Raw genomic sequence first — 19,330 nt, 5'->3', positions numbered from 1 at the left:
AAGAACGAAAAAATAAACAAACAAAATTTAAGGAGGATTTACTCATGAGTAAAGAGCAAATCATTGACGCGATTAAAGAAATGACAGTTTTAGAATTAAACGACCTTGTTAAAGCAATCGAAGAAGAATTTGGTGTTACTGCAGCAGCTCCAGTAGCTGTTGGTGGCGGAGCTGGTGCTGAAGCAGCTGAAGAGCAAACTGAATTCGACGTAGTTCTAGAAAGCGCTGGAAGCAGCAAAATTAAAGTTATCAAAGCAGTACGTGAAATCACTGGTCTTGGCTTGAAAGAAGCTAAAGAACTAGTTGATGGAGCTCCTAGCACAGTTAAAGAAGCGATTTCGAAAGAAGACGCTGAAGAAATGAAAGCTAAGCTTGAAGAAGCTGGAGCATCTGTTGAACTTAAGTAATCTCACCGATTACCTAAAAAAGCTCGCTTTATAAGCGGGCTTTTTTATTTCTTATGGTTAGTGAAGATCATGGATGGCTAAAATAAGTAACGGATGTTTGATTCTCTTGCTAGTTTTTGTAATTTAAATGAGTAATAGAAGTGGGGGAGTGGGATGGGAGAGCATTACTATTCAGAAAAGCCCCGGGTAAAGAGTGAGCCTCAAACAATTAAAAGCAATCTTAGAGGGCGTTCCCTAACATTTACTACTGATCGAGGAGTATTCTCCAAAGATAATGTGGACTTTGGGACAAGGCTGCTTGTAGAAGTATTTGAGTTTCCTGATCTTGAAGGTGATGTTCTTGATGTAGGCTGCGGCTATGGACCGATCGGATTGACGGTTGCAGCAAGCGAACCTGCAAGAAAAGTATCGATGGTTGACATCAATGAACGCGCTGTCGAACTTGCCCGCCAAAACGCCCATAAGAATAACATCGAAAATGTATCGATTATGCAAAGCGATAGGCTGGAAACACTTAAAGACCATCATTTTGCTGCGGTGCTGACGAATCCTCCGATTCGGGCGGGGAAGGATGTTGTGCATGATATTTTTGAACAATCCTTTCAAGTCCTAAAGCCGGGAGGAGAACTCTGGGTCGTCATCCAAAAGAAACAGGGTGCCCCATCAGCCATCAAGAAACTCGAAGAATCTTTTGAAACTGTAAAAATAGTTCAAAAGAGCAAAGGCTACTATATTTTAAAAGCAGTAAAACAGGAAAGATAAACTCATTTAAATACTATTCAAAGAAAATTCTTTTAATCTTATTTACGAATGTTATGCTTTTGTGGTAGAATTCAATATTTAAAGATTGACTTGACTTTTTGGCTATGCTAATATAGTAAAATGCCAATGATGGATTTTCCAGCGCTTGATATTTGAGGGATGGAAGTATAAAACTTGAAGCGTTTGGGAAAACTAATATAATCGATAATGGATAAGGGAAATGGATTTTTTGTGCCCTTTTTCTTTTTTGTCTAACGATAGATTCAGAATTGAATCAGTTGGACAGTAAAAATACTACGCTGGATTTGAGGGGTGAATCATTTGACAGGCCAACTAGTTCAGTATGGACGCCACCGTCAAAGAAGAAGTTATGCTCGGATCAAAGAAGTTTTGGATCTACCAAACTTGATCGAGATTCAGACCTCTTCTTATCAATGGTTTCTTGATGAGGGATTAAAAGAAATGTTCGAGGACATTTCACCCATCGAAGATTTCACCGGTAACCTGGTACTAGAGTTTGTGGATTATAGTCTGGGTGAACCAAAGTACCCTGTTGAGGAATCGAAAGAGCGGGATGCTACATTTTCTGCTCCACTTCGTGTGAAGGTCCGACTAATCAACAAGGAGACTGGTGAAGTAAAAGAACAAGAAGTATTTATGGGAGATTTCCCATTAATGACTGACACAGGAACGTTCATCATTAACGGGGCAGAACGGGTAATCGTTTCCCAGCTTGTTCGTTCGCCAAGTGTGTACTTTAGTGAAAAGATCGATAAAAACGGGAAGAAAGGTTTTACAGCTACTGTAATTCCAAACCGAGGTGCATGGTTAGAGTTTGAAACCGATGCTAAAGATGTTGTGTATGTACGGATTGATCGTACAAGAAAGCTACCGATCACAGTCTTGTTAAGAGCATTGGGGTTTGGGTCTGATCAAGAAATCATCGATTTGCTTGGTGAAGACGAGTACCTTCGTAATACGCTTGATAAAGATAATACGGACGGTACCGACAAAGCTCTCCTTGAAATCTATGAACGCTTACGACCGGGTGAACCACCTACAGTCGATAATGCTAAAAGTTTGCTTGATTCTCGTTTCTTTGATCCGAAACGGTATGACCTGGCAAACGTAGGTCGTTATAAAATCAATAAAAAGCTGCATATAAAAAATCGTCTGTTTAACCAGCGGTTAGCTGAAACGCTTGTAGACCCTGAAACAGGTGAAGTGCTGGCAGAAGAAGGAACTGTACTTGACCGTCGTATGCTGGATAAGATCTTGCCTGCATTAGAGACTAACGTTGGTTTCCGTGAAGTCTCTCCTGTTGGTGGAGTAGTACAGGATGATGAAGTTGTTCTGCAATCCATTAAAATTTATGCACCGGATGATCCTGAGGGTGAACGTGTCATAAATGTTATCGGAAACGGCGGAATTGAGAAAAAGATTAAAAACATCACTCCCGCTGACATCGTCTCTGCAATCAACTACTTCTTTAACCTCCTTCACCAGGTAGGAGATACAGATGATATTGACCATCTTGGAAACCGACGCTTGCGTTCTGTCGGAGAACTTCTGCAGAACCAATTCCGGATCGGATTATCCAGAATGGAACGTGTTGTACGTGAAAGAATGTCGATACAGGATACGAATGTGATTACACCTCAAGCACTGATTAATATCAGACCTGTAATCGCATCGATGAAAGAGTTCTTTGGAAGCTCTCAATTGTCCCAATTTATGGACCAAACAAACCCGCTAGCAGAATTAACGCATAAACGTCGTCTATCTGCGTTGGGACCAGGTGGTTTAACGCGTGAACGCGCTGGTTTTGAAGTACGTGACGTTCACTATTCCCACTATGGCCGCATGTGTCCGATCGAAACGCCAGAGGGACCAAACATCGGTTTGATCAACTCGCTTTCTTCTTATGCAAGAGTGAATGAGTTTGGGTTTATCGAAACGCCATATCGTCGTGTGGATCCTGAAACAGGAAAAGTTACGGCTCAAATCGATTATTTGACAGCAGATGAACAGGACAACTATGTTGTTGCCCAGGCGAATGCAAAGCTTGGAGAAGACGGTTCGTTCCTTGATGATGAAGTAATCGCGCGTTTCCGTGATCAGAACATCGTGGTAAAACGTGAAAAGATCGACTATATGGACGTATCTCCTAAGCAGGTAGTATCTGCTGCAACTGCTTGTATTCCGTTCCTGGAAAACGATGACTCCAACCGTGCGTTGATGGGTGCGAACATGCAGCGTCAGGCTGTGCCGTTGATGGTTCCTGAGGCTCCGATCATCGGTACCGGCATGGAGTATGTGAACGGAAAAGATTCCGGGGCAGCTGTTATCTGTAAACACCCAGGAATAGTGGAATTTGTTTCTGCTGCTGAAGTCCATGTTCGACGCGTTTCCGAAATTGACGGCAATGAAACAAAGGGAGAACTTGATAAATACAAACTCCTTAAGTTCATCCGTTCCAACCAGGGAACCTGTTATAACCAGAAGCCGATCGTTAGTGCCGGTAACAGAGTTGTCAAAGGTGAAGTTCTTGCAGACGGTCCTTCGATGGAAGATGCTGAACTTGCTCTTGGCCGTAACGTACTTGTTGGCTTTATGACATGGGACGGCTATAACTATGAGGATGCCGTTATCATGAGCGAGCGCCTTGTAAAAGACGATGTGTATACTTCGATCCATATTGAAGAGTATGAATCTGAAGCACGTGATACAAAGCTTGGACCTGAAGAAATCACTCGCGATATTCCGAACGTTGGGGAAGATGCGCTTCGCAATCTTAACGAACGTGGAATTATCCGGGTTGGTGCAGAAGTAAAAGACGGTGATATTCTAGTAGGTAAAGTAACGCCTAAAGGTGTAACAGAGCTTACAGCGGAAGAACGTCTATTGCATGCGATCTTCGGCGAAAAAGCACGTGAAGTACGTGATACTTCACTTAGAGTTCCTCACGGTGGAGACGGAATCGTCCTTGATGTGAAAATCTTCAACCGTGAAGACGGCGATGAGCTGCCTCCTGGCGTGAACCAGCTTGTTCGTGTGTATATCGTTCAAAAACGTAAAATACACGAAGGGGATAAAATGGCTGGCCGTCACGGTAACAAAGGTGTTATCTCAAGGATTCTTCCTGAAGAAGATATGCCGTACTTGCCGGATGGCACACCGATCGACATCATGTTGAATCCACTGGGTGTACCTTCCCGTATGAACATCGGACAGGTGCTTGAGTTGCATCTTGGAATGGCTGCCCGCCAGCTTGGCATCCATATGGCAACACCGGTATTCGATGGTGCCCGTGAAGAGGATGTTTGGTCTACGCTTGAAGAAGCAGGACTTCCCCGTGATGGAAAAACGGTCCTATATGATGGCAGAACAGGTGACCCGTTCGACAACCGAGTCTCTGTCGGCGTCATGTATATGATTAAACTTGCCCACATGGTAGATGATAAACTGCATGCTCGTTCAACTGGGCCATACTCACTCGTTACCCAGCAGCCACTTGGAGGTAAAGCTCAATTCGGTGGTCAGCGTTTCGGTGAGATGGAGGTATGGGCCCTTGAAGCTTACGGTGCTGCATACACGTTGCAGGAAATCCTGACAGTTAAGTCGGATGACGTTGTAGGCCGTGTGAAAACATATGAGTCGATTGTTAAAGGCGAAAACGTACCAGAGCCAGGCATCCCTGAATCCTTTAAAGTATTGATCAAGGAACTTCAGAGCCTTGGTATGGACGTCAAGATGTTAACGATTGATGAAGAAGAGATCGAAATGAAAGAACTTGATGATGAAGAAGAACAAACCAACGAAAAGCTAAACCTTAACGTTGGATCAAACCAGGCTAGTGAGTAAGGGTAAAACCTGAATTTTAAAGGGAGGTAGGCCCCTTGTTAGATGTAAATAACTTCGAATACATGAAAATCGGTCTTGCTTCACCAGATAAAATCCGTTCGTGGTCTCGCGGTGAAGTGAAAAAACCGGAAACGATTAACTACCGAACCTTAAAACCAGAAAAAGATGGTTTATTTTGTGAACGTATCTTCGGGCCAACGAAGGATTGGGAATGCCATTGCGGAAAATACAAGCGGATCCGTTATAAAGGTGTCGTTTGTGACCGCTGTGGTGTAGAAGTTACGCGTGCGAAAGTACGCCGTGAGAGAATGGGGCACATCGAACTTGCTGCCCCGGTTTCTCACATCTGGTATTTTAAAGGGATTCCAAGCCGTATGGGGCTGGTTCTCGATATGTCTCCAAGGGCACTAGAAGAAGTTATTTACTTTGCTTCTTACGTAACCACTGAAACTGGAGATACTCCGCTCGAGAAGAAGCAGCTTTTATCGGAAAAAGAATACCGTTCTTACAGGGAAAAATATGGCGATACATTTAAAGCTGAGATGGGTGCTGAAGCGATTAAAAAGCTTCTCTCAGACATCGACCTCGATAAAGAAGTTGATATGCTGAAAGAAGAGCTTAAGACTGCACAGGGCCAACGCCGTACCCGAGCAATCAAGAGACTTGAAGTTTTGGAAGCGTTCAGAGGCTCCGGTAATGATCCGGCTTGGATGATACTTGAAGTACTTCCGGTGATCCCTCCTGAATTGCGCCCGATGGTGCAGTTAGATGGTGGCCGTTTCGCTACTTCGGATTTAAATGACCTTTATCGACGTGTTATCAACCGTAACAACCGTTTGAAGCGTCTGTTAGACCTTGGAGCGCCAAGTATTATTGTGCAAAACGAAAAACGTATGCTTCAAGAGGCTGTTGACGCACTTATTGATAACGGCAGACGTGGACGTCCTGTTACAGGTCCTGGTAACCGTCCGTTAAAATCTCTGTCTCATATGCTTAAAGGTAAGCAAGGGCGTTTCAGACAGAACTTGCTAGGTAAACGTGTTGACTACTCTGGCCGTTCTGTAATCGTTGTTGGCCCTAATTTAAAAATGTACCAGTGCGGTCTTCCGAAAGAAATGGCACTGGAGCTATTCAAGCCATTCGTAATGAAAGAATTGGTAGCAAACGGTATTGCGCATAACATTAAAAGCGCGAAGCGAAAAGTAGAAAAAGTCCATCCGGAAGTGTGGGATGTGCTTGAAAACGTCATTAAGGAGCACCCTGTTCTATTGAACCGGGCACCTACTCTTCATAGATTAGGAATTCAGGCGTTCGAGCCTATTCTTGTTGAAGGACGTGCGATTCGCCTTCATCCGTTAGTGTGTACGGCATACAATGCGGACTTTGATGGTGACCAGATGGCTGTTCACGTTCCTTTATCAGCTGAAGCTCAAGCTGAAGCACGAATCTTAATGCTAGCAGCTCAAAATATCCTGAACCCGAAAGACGGAAAACCTGTTGTTACTCCATCGCAGGATATGGTTCTTGGTAACTATTACCTAACGATGGAAAGAGAAGGGGCTGTCGGGGAAGGTTCTGTTTTTGCTGATGCAAACGAAGCTATTATTGCTTACCAGAATGGTTATGTACACTTGCATTCTCGAGTAGCGGTGCCGGCCAGGTCGCTTGGCAAAACATCGTTCACAGATGACCAGATGAACAAGTTGTTACTAACAACCGTTGGAAAACTGATCTTTAACGAGATTATGCCGGAGTCGTTCCCATATATTAATGAACCGACAAATTCAAACCTTGAAATAGCGATTCCTGAAAAATATTTCTTGGCTCATGGCGCAAATGTAAAAGAAGAGATTAAAAAGCGTGAATTGATCCCTCCTTTCAAAAAGGGAATTCTCGGGAACGTAATCGCTGAGGTATTTAAACGCTTTAAGATATCGGAAACATCCAAAATGCTTGACCGGATGAAAGATCTTGGCTTTAAGCATTCTACAAGAGCTGGAATTACCGTTGGTGTAGCAGACGTAGTAGTACTTCCTGAAAAGCAAGTAATCATCGGCGAGGCTGAAGAAAAGGTTAACAAAGTTATGAAGCAGTTCCGCCGTGGCTTGATAACAGAAGAAGAGCGATATGATCGGGTAATTTCAATCTGGAGCAGTGCGAAAGACCAAATCCAGGAAAAACTGATGAAAACCCTTGATATCGACAACCCAATCTTTATGATGAGTGATTCCGGAGCCCGTGGTAACGCGTCTAACTTTACGCAGCTTGCTGGTATGCGTGGTCTAATGGCCAACCCGGCTGGACGAATCATCGAACTTCCGATCAAATCAAGTTTCCGTGAAGGGTTAACAGTGCTTGAGTACTTTATCTCTACACACGGAGCCCGTAAAGGTCTGGCGGATACTGCCTTGAAGACAGCGGACTCAGGTTATCTGACTCGCCGTCTAGTAGATGTTGCACAGGATGTAATCGTCCGTGAAGATGATTGCGGCACAGACCGAGGCCTGTGGGTTAAAGCAATTAAAAACGGAAACGAAGTTATTGAAGGGCTATATGACCGTCTTGTTGGCCGAACAGCCTTCAAAACAATCAAGCACCCTGATACAGATGAGGTTATGGTTCGTAAAAACGAAACCATCAATGAAGATACAGCTGCTGCCATCGTAGAAAGCGGAATCGAAGAGGTATACATCCGAAGCGCGTTCATGTGTAACACCCGACACGGTGTTTGTAAGAAGTGTTACGGAAGAAACCTCGCGACAGGAACAAATGTTGAAGTCGGAGAAGCGGTCGGAATCATTGCTGCCCAATCCATTGGTGAGCCAGGAACACAGCTTACAATGCGTACGTTCCATACTGGTGGGGTAGCCGGAGACGATATCACTCAGGGTCTTCCACGTATCCAGGAGGTCTTTGAAGCCCGTAATCCTAAAGGTCAGGCAGTTATTTCCGAACTCGACGGCAAAGTTATTGACCTGTCAGAAGTGAAGGATAAAAAAGAAATTGTTGTCCAGGGAGAAACGGAAACACGCAACTATCCGGTTCCTTACGGTGCCCGTCTAAAAGTTGCTGTTGGCGATGAAGTAAAAGCTGGTCAAGGGCTAACAGAAGGATCGATCGACCCTAAAGAACTTCTAGGGGTTTCTGGTGTCGATGCCGTTCAAGAATACCTGCTGCGTGAGGTTCAGAAAGTATACCGTATGCAGGGGGTTGAAATCGGCGATAAACACGTTGAGGTTATGGTACGTCAAATGATGCGTAAGATCCGTGTTATCGATGCAGGGGATACGGAAATCCTGCCGGGCTCTCTTGTTGACATCCATCAGTTTAAGGATGTTAACGTGAAAGTGCTTCAGTCAGGTGGACTTCCTGCAACAGGCCGTCCGGTGCTTCTTGGTATCACAAAAGCATCTCTTGAAACAGAATCATTCTTGTCTGCTGCTTCCTTCCAGGAAACGACAAGAGTCCTTACTGATGCTGCGATCAAAGGTAAGCGCGATGAACTTCTTGGCTTGAAAGAGAACGTTATTATCGGTAAGCTCGTGCCGGCTGGTACAGGAATGACCAGATACCGTCAGGTGAAGGCGCAGGGTGAAACGGAAGACGTTCAAACAGAAGTTTCGTTAGAAGAAAATTTAGTTAATCAAGAATAAACAGGTGAAGTGTTGACAAATGGGAGCACGGGGTGATATTATATCAAAGGTGTTCCCGAAAACCCTGTTACTTTGGAGGATATGTTAATGTCTTATGATAAAGTAGAGCAGGCAACAGAGCTAGTCATCGGGACAAAACAAACTCTGAAAGCTTTGCAAAGTGGCGAAGCAAAAGAAGTTTTTATTGCCGATGATGCTGATCGCAGGCTTACAAGCAAAGTCTTGGCGCTTGCAAAAGAAAAGGCAATACCAATTACCAGAGTCGATTCCATGAAGAGGCTTGGAAAAGCCTGTGGAATTGAAGTTGGAGCAGCAACTGTAACGATAAAAGGATAACCGTTTTTGTTGAGAGGAGAACTCCTCTCAGCAAAAACTTTACTTTTATCAAAATATGAACCACCTGGATGTGTGGGTTTATAAAACTTCTTCAGGAAGGGAGGAAAAAAAGAATGCCAACTATTAACCAGTTAGTACGTAAAGGCCGTTATACAAAAGGCAAAAAGTCTGACTCTCCAGCGTTGAACAAAGGTTACAACAGCTTTAAAAAGTCTCACACTAACCTTTCTTCACCACAAAAGCGCGGAGTGTGTACTCGTGTTGGTACAATGACGCCTAAGAAACCGAACTCTGCATTGCGTAAATATGCTCGTGTACGTTTAACTAACGGAATCGAGGTTACTGCATATATCCCTGGTATCGGCCACAACCTTCAGGAGCACAGTGTAGTGCTAATCCGTGGAGGACGTGTAAAAGACTTACCGGGTGTACGTTACCACATCGTTCGTGGTGCGCTTGATACTGCAGGAGTTAACGACCGCAGACAAGGCCGTTCAAAATACGGTACTAAAAAGCCTAAAGATGAAAAGAAGTAAAACGATAAACAGATCAGTTGAAAGGGGGTAAAACAATGCCACGTAAAGGTCCTGTAGAACGTCGCGATGTGCTGCCTGATCCGATTTACAACTCCAAGCTTGTAACTCGTTTGATCAACCGCATCATGCAAGACGGTCAAAAAGGTAAAGCACAACAAGCGCTATACAAAGCGTTTGATCTAATTAAAGAACGCAGTGGTCAAGATCCGATGGAGGTTTTCGACCAGGCGCTAAAAAATGTAATGCCAGTACTTGAGGTTAAAGCTCGCCGTGTAGGTGGTTCTAACTACCAGGTGCCGGTTGAGGTTCGTCCTGAACGTCGTACTTCACTTGGTCTTCGCTACCTTGTAAACTATGCTCGTCTTCGCGGTGAGAAGACAATGGTAGAAAGACTTGCTAATGAAATCCTGGATGCATCCAACAACACTGGAGCGTCTGTTAAAAAGCGTGAAGACATGCACAAAATGGCTGAAGCGAACAAAGCATTTGCTCACTACCGCTGGTAGAATTCAGCAAACAAACTATATTATCTTTATAAAAGGAAGGAGAATTACCCATGGCAAGAGACTTCTCCTTAAAAGATACACGTAATATCGGCATCATGGCCCACATCGATGCCGGTAAAACAACAACAACAGAGCGTATCCTGTTCTATTCCGGACGTATCCATAAAATTGGAGAAACACATGAAGGTGCTTCCCAGATGGACTGGATGGAGCAAGAGCAAGAACGTGGAATTACAATCACTTCCGCGGCTACTACTGCTCAGTGGAAAGACCACCGTGTTAACATCATAGACACGCCTGGTCACGTAGACTTCACTGTTGAGGTTGAACGTTCTTTGCGTGTATTAGACGGAGCTGTTGCGGTACTTGATGCTCAATCTGGAGTTGAACCGCAAACAGAAACTGTATGGCGTCAAGCTACAAACTACGGAGTTCCTCGTATCGTATTCATTAACAAGATGGATAAAATCGGTGCGGACTTCTTGTATTCAACTGGCACGCTTCATGAGCGCCTACAGGCGAATGCACATCCGATCCAACTTCCGATCGGTGCTGAAGATGAATTTGAAGGAATCATCGACCTTGTAGAAATGAAAGCTTTCTACTATGAAGATGACCTTGGAACTCGTACAGATGCACGTGACATTCCTGATGAATACAAAGAGCAAGCTGAAGAATACCGCACAAAGCTAATCGAAGCTGTTTCTGAGCTTGATGAAGAACTAATGATGAAATACCTTGAAGGGGAAGAATTAACAACAGAAGAAATCAAGGCCGCTATCCGTAAAGGTACTTGTAATGTTGAATTCTACCCGGTTCTTTGCGGTTCAGCATTTAAGAACAAAGGTGTTCAGTTAGTACTGGATGCAGTAATTGATTACTTACCATCACCACTTGATGTACCTGCGATCAAAGGTCATATTCCTGAAAGTGAAGAGGAAGTTACTCGTGAGTCCAACGACGAAGGTCCGTTCTCTGCTTTAGCATTTAAAGTAATGACTGACCCTTACGTTGGTAAACTTACATTCTTCCGTGTTTACTCAGGAACACTAGACTCGGGTTCTTACGTTCAAAACTCTACTAAGGGTAAACGTGAGCGTGTAGGTCGTATCCTGCAAATGCATGCGAACTCTCGTGAAGAGATTTCAAAAGTATACGCAGGGGACATCGCGGCAGCAGTAGGTCTTAAAGACACAAGCACTGGTGATACGCTATGTGATGAAAAGAGTCTTGTTATTCTTGAATCCATGGAATTCCCAGAGCCTGTTATCTCTGTTGCGATCGAGCCTAAAACGAAGAGTGACCAGGACAAAATGTCTGTAGCACTTGCAAAGCTTGCCGAAGAGGATCCTACTTTCAGAACTGAAACAAACGAAGAGACTGGACAAACAATCATCTCTGGTATGGGTGAACTTCACCTTGACATCATTGTTGACCGTCTTCGCCGTGAGTTTAAAGTTGAAGCGAATGTAGGTGCTCCACAGGTAGCATATCGTGAAACAATCCGCCAGGCTGGAAAAGTTGAAGGTAAATTCGTACGTCAATCCGGTGGTCGTGGACAATACGGTCACGTTTGGGTTGAGTTCGAACCGAACGAAGAAGGCGCTGGATTTGAATTTGAAAACAAGATCGTCGGTGGTGTTGTTCCTCGTGAATACATCCCAGCTGTTCAATCAGGTCTTGAAGATTCACTTGCAAACGGATTGCTTGCTGGATATCCAGTGATCGATATTAAAGCAAGACTAGTGGATGGATCTTACCATGATGTTGACTCTAACGAGATGGCATTTAAGATCGCGGCTTCAATGGCACTTAAGAAAGCAAAAGAAGCTTGTAAGCCGGTAATCCTTGAGCCAATGATGAAAGTAGAAGTTGTTGTTCCTGAAGAATACATGGGAGATATCATGGGGGATGTAACAAGCCGCCGTGGACGTGTAGAGGGAATGACTGCTCGTGGTAACGCACAAGTAATCAATGCTTTCGTTCCACTTTCAGAAATGTTTGGTTATGCTACTACTCTGCGTTCTCGCACACAGGGTCGTGGAACTTACACAATGCACTTCGATCACTATGAAGAAGTACCTAAGAGCATTGGTGAAGAAATCATCAAAAAAGCAACTGGTCAATAATTAAATTTACTAGTTGAGCATGTTTCATTTTTGTTGTAACCTAAGATGGGTGGGATACTAAAGCATTTCGCCTATCTTTGGCATAGATAAATTATCTCTTATAAATAAGGAGGCAATCTATAATGGGAAAAGAAAAATTTGACCGTTCAAAACCCCATGTTAACATTGGTACAATCGGCCACGTTGACCATGGTAAAACAACTCTAACAGCTGCTATCACTTCTGTACTTTTCAACAAATCTGGTAAAGGTACTGCGATGGCTTATGACCAAATCGACGGTGCTCCAGAAGAGCGTGAGCGTGGAATCACAATCTCAACTGCACACGTTGAGTATGAAACTGACAACCGTCACTATGCGCACGTAGACTGCCCAGGACACGCTGACTACGTTAAGAACATGATCACTGGTGCTGCACAAATGGACGGAGCTATCCTTGTAGTATCTGCTGCAGATGGCCCAATGCCACAAACTCGTGAGCACATCCTTCTTTCTCGTCAAGTAGGTGTACCTAAAATTGTTGTATTCTTAAACAAATGCGACATGGTTGACGATGAAGAGCTACTTGAACTAGTTGAAATGGAAGTACGTGACCTTCTTACTGAGTACGACTTCGATGGCGATGATGTTCCAGTAATCAAAGGTTCTGCTCTTAAAGCTCTTGAAGGTGACGAAGAGTATGCTAACAGAATCTTCGAACTTATGGATGCGGTTGATGAGTACATCCCGACTCCAGAACGTGACACTGACAAGCCATTCATGATGCCAGTTGAGGACGTTTTCTCAATCACTGGTCGTGGTACTGTTGCAACTGGTCGTGTTGAGCGTGGACAAGTTCGCGTTGGTGACGAAGTTGAAATCCTTGGTCTTGCTGAAGAGAACAAGAAAACAACTGTTACTGGTGTAGAAATGTTCCGTAAGCTTCTTGACTATGCTGAAGCTGGCGACAACATCGGTGCACTTCTTCGTGGTGTATCACGTGACGACATCCAGCGTGGACAGGTTCTTGTTAAGCCAGGAACTGTAAATGCACACACTAAGTTTAAAGCTGAAGTATATGTTCTTTCTAAAGAAGAAGGTGGACGTCATACTCCATTCTTCGCTAACTACCGTCCTCAGTTCTACTTCCGTACAACTGACGTAACTGGTACTATTTCTCTTCCTGAAGGAGTAGAAATGGTAATGCCTGGTGACAACGTTGAGATGACTGTAGAACTAATCGCTCCAATCGCGATCGAAGATGGAACTAAGTTCTCTATTCGTGAAGGTGGACGTACAGTAGGCGCGGGCGTTGTAGCAACAATCATCGAGTAGTTCTCGATCTGATAAAAGGCACCCAATTGTGGGTGCCTTTTTGTATTTCTTCTATATAGAAGTAGGTAGCGGGCATACTTGCTATCCCTGGCTTTTCATTATGTTCCTGTACCCTTACATGCGAGCATGAGGAATCCAGTAACATAATGAAAATTGTCGTTTCGCTCCTACAAAATAGGATTTGATAATCTATTTTTATGGGATAGCAAAGAAGTGTCGCTGCGTGGTCCATATTTTAAAAAACTAGTATAAAACCGTCTATAAGATCCATGTAGAATGGTGAGGAAATTATAGACATCCATGCCGCTATTTGAATAAAAACTGCGATTTTACTAGTGCTATAGGACAACTGGTCCTCTATTTGATTAATTTTCTAAAAAAAGTTGAAATACATAAGAGTTTCTTCCGTTAGCGGCACAAATGTGTATTGTGTTATATAAGTAACCACGACAACCTTCTACACCTTTATATAGGAAGAAATAATTGGCTAAGATTCTTTTTTGATTAAATGTTGCATTCTGTGTCGAAGATAAGTATAATAGCAGAAGTGTGGCCGGCAGATACCTAAAATAATGCTTGCATCGAGGCGTTGTTTTTATTATAATTAATAATGTTGGTCATAAACAGCGATGAAGTGGAAGGTTGCTGACACACCCGGCCCCTTTGCCATGGCGAGTGTGACAGGTTTTTCCGCGGAGAAATGTCTATTAAAAATATGGGCGATAAAGGAGGGGAAATAATGGCAAAACAGAAAATTCGTATTCGTTTAAAAGCATATGATCACAGAATTCTTGATCAATCTGCTGAGAAAATTGTAGAAACTGCAAAGCGTTCTGGAGCTAGTGTTTCTGGACCGATTCCATTACCAACGGAAAAGTCTGTATACACAATTCTACGTGCGGTGCACAAATACAAAGATTCTCGTGAGCAATTTGAAATGCGTACTCACAAACGTTTAATCGATATCGTTGAACCAACACCACAAACTGTTGATTCATTGATGCGTTTGGATCTGCCGTCTGGTGTTGACATTGAAATCAAACTTTAATGAACGAATGAATAAAAAAACACAAACATTATAGGAGGTGTGACGAATGACCAAAGGAATCTTAGGTAGAAAAATCGGAATGACTCAAATTTTCGCAGAGAATGGAGATCTTATCCCGGTAACAGTTATTGAAGCTGACTCTAACGTAGTCCTTCAAAAGAAAACTGCAGAAACTGATGGATATGAATCAATCCAGATCGGTTTTGCTGATAAAAAGAAATCTATTATCAACAAACCTGCCGCTGGACACGCTGCGAAAGCGAACGCAACACCTAAGCGCTACATGAAAGAAATCCGCGGAGTAAACGGTGCGGATTACGAAGTTGGTCAGGAAGTCAAGGTAGATATCTTTAACGAAGGTGACATCGTTGATGTAACTGGTACATCAAAAGGGAAAGGTTTCCAGGGTGCGATCAAGCGCCACAACCAATCTCGCGGGCCAATGAGCCACGGTTCACGTTACCATCGTCGTCCTGGTTCTATGGGACCGATCGACCCGATGCGCGTTATGAAAGGTAAAGCATTACCTGGTCGTATGGGCGGAGAGCGTATCACTGTTCAAAACCTTGAAATCGTAAAAGTTGATACAGAGCGTAACTTGCTTCTCATCAAAGGTAACGTACCTGGAGCGAAGAAAAGCTATGTAACAATCAAAAGTGCGGTTAAAGCAACTGAAGCTAAGTAAGAAGGGAGGATATTACAGTGCCAAAAGTAGCATTATTTAATCAATCCGGATCTCAAGTTGGCGATATCGAGCTAACTGACGCGGTATTCGGAATTGAACCAAACGAAAACGTATTATATGATGCTGTTGTTATGCAACAGGCTTCAAGACGTCAAGGGACGCACGATGTAAAAGGTCGTTCTGAAGTAAGCGGCGGAGGACGTAAACCATGGCGCCAAAAAGGTACCGGCCGTGCTCGTCAAGGATCTATCAGATCTCCACAATGGGTTGGCGGTGGAACAGTGTTCGGACCAACTCCAAGAAGCTATGCTTACAAATTGCCTAAAAAGGTTCGTCGCCTGGCGATCAAATCTGCTTTGTCAAGCAAAGTGAGAGATGAAGAAATCGTAGTTTTAGAAGGTCTTAATCTAGATACACCAAAAACAAAAGAGATGGCAGGTATTTTAACAAATCTATCTGTAGCAGCTAAAACTCTTATTGTTACTGGAGATTACAATGAAGCAGTAGAATTATCTGCCCGTAATATCCCTGGCGTGACCGTAGTTACAGCTCAAGGTATCAGTGTTTTAGACGTACTAAAGCATGATAAGCTTGTAATTACAAAAGACGCTGTGGAAAAGGTAGAGGAGGTGCTAGCGTAATGGCAAACGCACGTGATATTATCAAGCGCCCCGTGATCACTGAACGTTCAACTGAAAACATGGTTGACAAAAAATATACTTTTGAGGTTGACCCTCGCGCCAACAAAACTCAAATCAAGAGTGCGGTTGAAGAAATTTTCGGTGTGAAGGTAGAGAACGTTAATACTCAAAACTATAAAGGCAAATTTAAACGTGTAGGTCGTTACGGCGGTTTCAAATCTCGTCGTAAAAAAGCAATTGTAACTCTTACTCAAGAGAGTAAAGAACTGGACTTCTTTGAAGGAGTTTAAGATTTAAAAGAAGGAGGGAAACGAGAATGGCGATTAAAAAGTATAAACCGACATCTAACGGTCGTCGTGGAATGTCTGTTTTAGATTTTGCTGAAATCACCACTGACAAGCCTGAAAAGTCATTGCTGGCTCCATTAAGCAAAAAGGCCGGCCGTAACAATCAGGGTCGTTTGACAGTACGCCACCAGGGCGGCGGTCACAAACGTAAATATCGTATCATTGACTTTAAACGTAACAAAGACGGTATACCAGGACGCGTTGCTACGATCGAGTACGATCCAAACCGTTCTGCTAACATCGCATTGATCAACTATGCGGATGGAGAAAAGCGTTACATTCTTGCTCCAAAAGGAATCAAAGTAGGAATGGAAATCATGTCTGGCCCAGAGGCTGACATTAAAGTGGGTAACGCTCTTCCGTTACAAAACATCCCGGTTGGTACAACAATCCACAATATTGAGTTGAAACCAGGACGCGGTGGACAACTTGTACGTTCTGCAGGTGCTGAAGCACAACTTCTTGGTAAAGAAGGCAAATACGTTCTTGTACGTCTTCGTTCAGGCGAAACTCGCTTAGTTCTTGCGACTTGCCGCGCTACAATCGGCCAGGTTGGGAACCTTGAGCATGAACTTATCAACATCGGTAAAGCAGGACGTTCTCGCTGGTTAGGCAAGCGCCCTACAGTACGTGGTTCTGTAATGAACCCTGTTGATCACCCACACGGTGGTGGTGAAGGACGCGCTCCTATCGGACGTAAATCACCTATGTCTCCATGGGGTAAACCGACTCTTGGATACAAAACTCGTAAGAAAAATAAAGCTTCTGACAAATATATTGTACGTCGTCGCAAAAAATAATGAGATTAAGCTACGGTTCCTTAGAACCGTAGGCTAATCAATAAGGGAGGTTCACAAATGGGTCGTAGTTTGAAAAAAGGACCTTTCGTCGATGATCATTTAATGAAAAAAGTTGAAGATTTAAATGAAAAAAACGACAAAAAGGTAATCAAAACTTGGTCTCGTCGCTCTACTATTTTCCCGGAATTTATCGGACACACATTTGCGGTATATGACGGCCGTAAGCACGTGCCTGTATATGTAACGGAAGATATGGTCGGACATAAACTTGGTGAATTCGCACCATCCCGCACATACCGCGGACATGGAGCAGATGACAAGAAAACTAGACGTTAATTGAGAGGAGGTACACCGAATGCAAGCTAAAGCAGTTGCAAAACATATTCGTATTGCTCCTCGTAAAACGCGATTAGTCGTAGATTTGATTCGGGGAAAGCAAGTCGGTGAAGCTATTGCAATCTTACGCCTTACAAATAAAGCGGCATCTCCAGTAGTGGAGAAAGTGCTAAACTCTGCGATCGCTAACGCAGAACACAATTACGAGATGGAACCTAACAACCTTGTAGTTGAAAAAGCATTTGTTGATGAAGGTGTAACTTTAAAACGATTCCGTCCTCGCGCTATGGGACGTGCAAGTCGTATAAATAAGCGCACAAGCCACATCACAATCGTGGTATCAGAAAAGAAGGAGGGATAATTAGTGGGTCAAAAAGTAAATCCAGTAGGACTTAGAATCGGCGTTATCCGTGACTGGGAATCAAAATGGTACGCTGGTAAAGACTACGCAGACCTTTTACACGAAGACATCAAGATTCGTGAATACATTGCTAAGCGTCTTAAAGATGCTGCGGTATCCGCTGTTGAAATCGAGCGTGCGGCTAACCGTGTAAACGTAACTGTTAAAACTGCAAAGCCTGGTATGGTAATCGGTAAAGGTGGTTCCGAAGTAGAATCTCTTCGTAAATCCCTTACTGCTCTAACAGGCAAGAAAGTACATGTTAACATTTTTGAAATCAAGCAAGCTGACATCGATGCAACTCTAGTTGCTGAAAATATTGCACGTCAACTTGAAAATCGTATTTCGTTCCGTCGTGCTATGAAACAAACGATTCAACGCGCAATGAGAGCTGGAGCTAAAGGTATTAAAACTGAAGTTTCCGGACGTCTTAACGGTGCAGATATTGCTCGTTCTGAATCATACAGTGAAGGTACTGTACCACTTCATACTCTTCGCGCAGATATCGACTATGGTACTGCAGAAGCAGATACAACTTACGGTAAATTAGGAATCAAGATCTGGATTTATCGTGGTGAAGTCCTTCCAACGAAAGGAACACAAAAAGAGGAAGGGGGAAAATAAATCATGTTGATGCCTAAACGTGTTAAATACCGTAGAGAACACCGTGGAAAAATGCGTGGCCGTGCGAAAGGCGGTACTGAAATAGCATTTGGAGAGTACGGACTACAGGCTTTAGATGCTTCATGGATCACTAACCGTCAAATCGAGGCTGCACGTATTGCTATGACTCGTTACATGAAACGTGGCGGTAAAGTATGGATTAAAATTTTCCCATCCAAGCCTTATACTGCAAAACCTCTAGAAGTACGTATGGGTTCCGGTAAAGGTGCTCCTGAAGGATGGGTAGCAGTTGTAAAACCAGGAAAAATCATGTTTGAAATCGCAGGCGTATCTGAGGAAGTAGCTCGCGAAGCATTGCGTCTTGCTTCTCACAAGCTTCCAGTCAGAACTAAATTCGTAAAACGCGAGGAAGTGGGTGGTGACACAAATGAAAGCTGAAGAAATCCGTAACCTGACCACTGCTGAAATCGAGCAAAAGATCAAGGCTTTCAAAGAAGAGCTTTTCAATCTTCGCTTCCAACTTGCTACAGGTCAATTGGAAAACCCAGCCCGCATTCGTGAAGTTCGTAAGTCTATCGCTCGTGCAAAAACTGTTTTGAACGAGAGAGAGCTTGGCATCACAAACGGCTAATTTGAGGGGAGGTTTGCAGAATGAGCGAACGCAATAATCGTAAGGTGTATACTGGACGTGTAGTCTCTGACAAAATGGATAAAACAATCACTGTTTTAGTTGAGACTTATAAAAAAGATCCACTTTACGGCAAACGAGTAAAGTACTCTAAGAAATTTAAAGCGCATGATGAAAACAACACAGCGAAAATGAACGACATCGTTAAAATTATGGAAACTCGTCCGCTATCTAAAGACAAACGTTTCCGTTTATTGGAAGTTGTTGAAGAAGCTGTTATTATCTAATGATTCGGATTCGATGAACATGTCCGAA

General features: G+C 43.4%; 20 protein-coding genes. All 20 read left to right on the top strand.

Annotated features, from left to right (window positions below; translation table 11 throughout):
- The first annotated feature begins 44 nt into the window (after window positions 1–44).
- The 20 genes from rplL to rpsQ all read left to right on the top strand — a co-directional run bounded on the left by rplL (window position 45) and on the right by rpsQ (window position 19,302).
- Window positions 45–407 (top strand): 50S ribosomal protein L7/L12, encoded by a 363-nt coding sequence (rplL, locus tag FCL54_RS20115; protein WP_138128813.1) that lies wholly within the window; start codon window positions 45–47, stop codon window positions 405–407.
- Between the two features lie 153 nt (window positions 408–560).
- Complete coding sequence (locus FCL54_RS20110) at window positions 561–1,169, top strand: class I SAM-dependent methyltransferase (RefSeq protein WP_138128811.1); 609 nt, start codon at window positions 561–563, stop codon at window positions 1,167–1,169.
- Window positions 1,170–1,490: 321 nt separating this feature from the next.
- The gene (gene rpoB, locus FCL54_RS20105) at window positions 1,491–5,033 is read left to right on the top strand and encodes a DNA-directed RNA polymerase subunit beta (protein WP_138128809.1); all 3,543 of its coding nucleotides are present in this window, start codon (window positions 1,491–1,493) and stop codon (window positions 5,031–5,033) included.
- Window positions 5,034–5,068: 35 nt separating this feature from the next.
- Window positions 5,069–8,686, top strand: a complete 3,618-nt coding sequence (gene rpoC / locus FCL54_RS20100; RefSeq protein WP_138128807.1) for a DNA-directed RNA polymerase subunit beta' — start codon at window positions 5,069–5,071, stop codon at window positions 8,684–8,686.
- Window positions 8,687–8,773: 87 nt separating this feature from the next.
- Entirely contained in the window at window positions 8,774–9,022 is a 249-nt protein-coding gene (locus tag FCL54_RS20095) for a 50S ribosomal protein L7ae-like protein (RefSeq protein ID WP_138128805.1), read from the top strand.
- A 113-nt stretch (window positions 9,023–9,135) separates the two neighbouring features.
- Window positions 9,136–9,558: a 30S ribosomal protein S12 gene (gene rpsL, locus FCL54_RS20090; protein WP_138128803.1), complete on the top strand. Its 423-nt coding sequence runs from the start codon at window positions 9,136–9,138 to the stop codon at window positions 9,556–9,558.
- Between the two features lie 35 nt (window positions 9,559–9,593).
- Entirely contained in the window at window positions 9,594–10,064 is a 471-nt protein-coding gene (gene rpsG, locus FCL54_RS20085) for a 30S ribosomal protein S7 (protein ID WP_138128801.1), read from the top strand.
- 50 nt (window positions 10,065–10,114) lie between these two features.
- Complete coding sequence (fusA, locus tag FCL54_RS20080) at window positions 10,115–12,193, top strand: elongation factor G (protein ID WP_138128799.1); 2,079 nt, start codon at window positions 10,115–10,117, stop codon at window positions 12,191–12,193.
- A 122-nt stretch (window positions 12,194–12,315) separates the two neighbouring features.
- Entirely contained in the window at window positions 12,316–13,506 is a 1,191-nt protein-coding gene (gene tuf, locus FCL54_RS20075; RefSeq protein ID WP_138128797.1) for an elongation factor Tu, read from the top strand.
- Between the two features lie 739 nt (window positions 13,507–14,245).
- On the top strand, window positions 14,246–14,554 hold the full coding sequence (rpsJ, locus tag FCL54_RS20070) for a 30S ribosomal protein S10 (RefSeq protein WP_138128795.1): 309 nt from the start codon (window positions 14,246–14,248) through the stop codon (window positions 14,552–14,554).
- Window positions 14,555–14,600: 46 nt separating this feature from the next.
- Window positions 14,601–15,239 carry a 50S ribosomal protein L3 gene (gene rplC, locus FCL54_RS20065; RefSeq protein ID WP_138128793.1) on the top strand — a complete coding sequence of 213 codons (639 nt, stop codon included), beginning with the start codon at window positions 14,601–14,603 and terminating at the stop codon, window positions 15,237–15,239.
- Window positions 15,240–15,256: 17 nt separating this feature from the next.
- A complete protein-coding gene (rplD, locus tag FCL54_RS20060) occupies window positions 15,257–15,880 on the top strand; it encodes a 50S ribosomal protein L4 (RefSeq protein ID WP_138128791.1) in 624 nt (207 codons plus the stop codon).
- The gene (rplW, locus tag FCL54_RS20055) at window positions 15,880–16,170 is read left to right on the top strand and encodes a 50S ribosomal protein L23 (RefSeq protein ID WP_138128789.1); all 291 of its coding nucleotides are present in this window, start codon (window positions 15,880–15,882) and stop codon (window positions 16,168–16,170) included. Before rplD ends, rplW begins: the two co-directional genes overlap by 1 nt.
- A gap of 26 nt (window positions 16,171–16,196) precedes the next feature.
- Window positions 16,197–17,027 (top strand): 50S ribosomal protein L2, encoded by an 831-nt coding sequence (rplB, locus tag FCL54_RS20050; RefSeq protein ID WP_138128787.1) that lies wholly within the window; start codon window positions 16,197–16,199, stop codon window positions 17,025–17,027.
- A 57-nt stretch (window positions 17,028–17,084) separates the two neighbouring features.
- Window positions 17,085–17,363 carry a 30S ribosomal protein S19 gene (rpsS, locus tag FCL54_RS20045; RefSeq protein ID WP_138128785.1) on the top strand — a complete coding sequence of 93 codons (279 nt, stop codon included), beginning with the start codon at window positions 17,085–17,087 and terminating at the stop codon, window positions 17,361–17,363.
- Window positions 17,364–17,382: 19 nt separating this feature from the next.
- Window positions 17,383–17,724, top strand: coding sequence for a 50S ribosomal protein L22 (rplV, locus tag FCL54_RS20040; RefSeq protein ID WP_138128783.1), 342 nt, complete (start codon window positions 17,383–17,385; stop codon window positions 17,722–17,724).
- 3 nt (window positions 17,725–17,727) lie between these two features.
- Entirely contained in the window at window positions 17,728–18,387 is a 660-nt protein-coding gene (gene rpsC, locus FCL54_RS20035; protein ID WP_138128781.1) for a 30S ribosomal protein S3, read from the top strand.
- A gap of 3 nt (window positions 18,388–18,390) precedes the next feature.
- Window positions 18,391–18,825 carry a 50S ribosomal protein L16 gene (rplP, locus tag FCL54_RS20030; protein ID WP_138128779.1) on the top strand — a complete coding sequence of 145 codons (435 nt, stop codon included), beginning with the start codon at window positions 18,391–18,393 and terminating at the stop codon, window positions 18,823–18,825.
- Window positions 18,815–19,018 (top strand): 50S ribosomal protein L29, encoded by a 204-nt coding sequence (gene rpmC, locus FCL54_RS20025; protein WP_138128777.1) that lies wholly within the window; start codon window positions 18,815–18,817, stop codon window positions 19,016–19,018. Before rplP ends, rpmC begins: the two co-directional genes overlap by 11 nt.
- A 20-nt stretch (window positions 19,019–19,038) precedes the next feature.
- Window positions 19,039–19,302, top strand: coding sequence for a 30S ribosomal protein S17 (gene rpsQ, locus FCL54_RS20020; RefSeq protein WP_138128775.1), 264 nt, complete (start codon window positions 19,039–19,041; stop codon window positions 19,300–19,302).
- The last annotated feature ends 28 nt before the right edge of the window (window positions 19,303–19,330 follow it).

This window comes from Exobacillus caeni, assembly GCF_005747095.1.
In the GTDB taxonomy this organism is placed as follows: Bacteria; Bacillota; Bacilli; order Bacillales; family Guptibacillaceae; genus Exobacillus; species Exobacillus caeni.
Note: the sequence above shows the minus strand (reverse complement) of the source record. Positions and strands in the feature narration are given on the sequence as shown.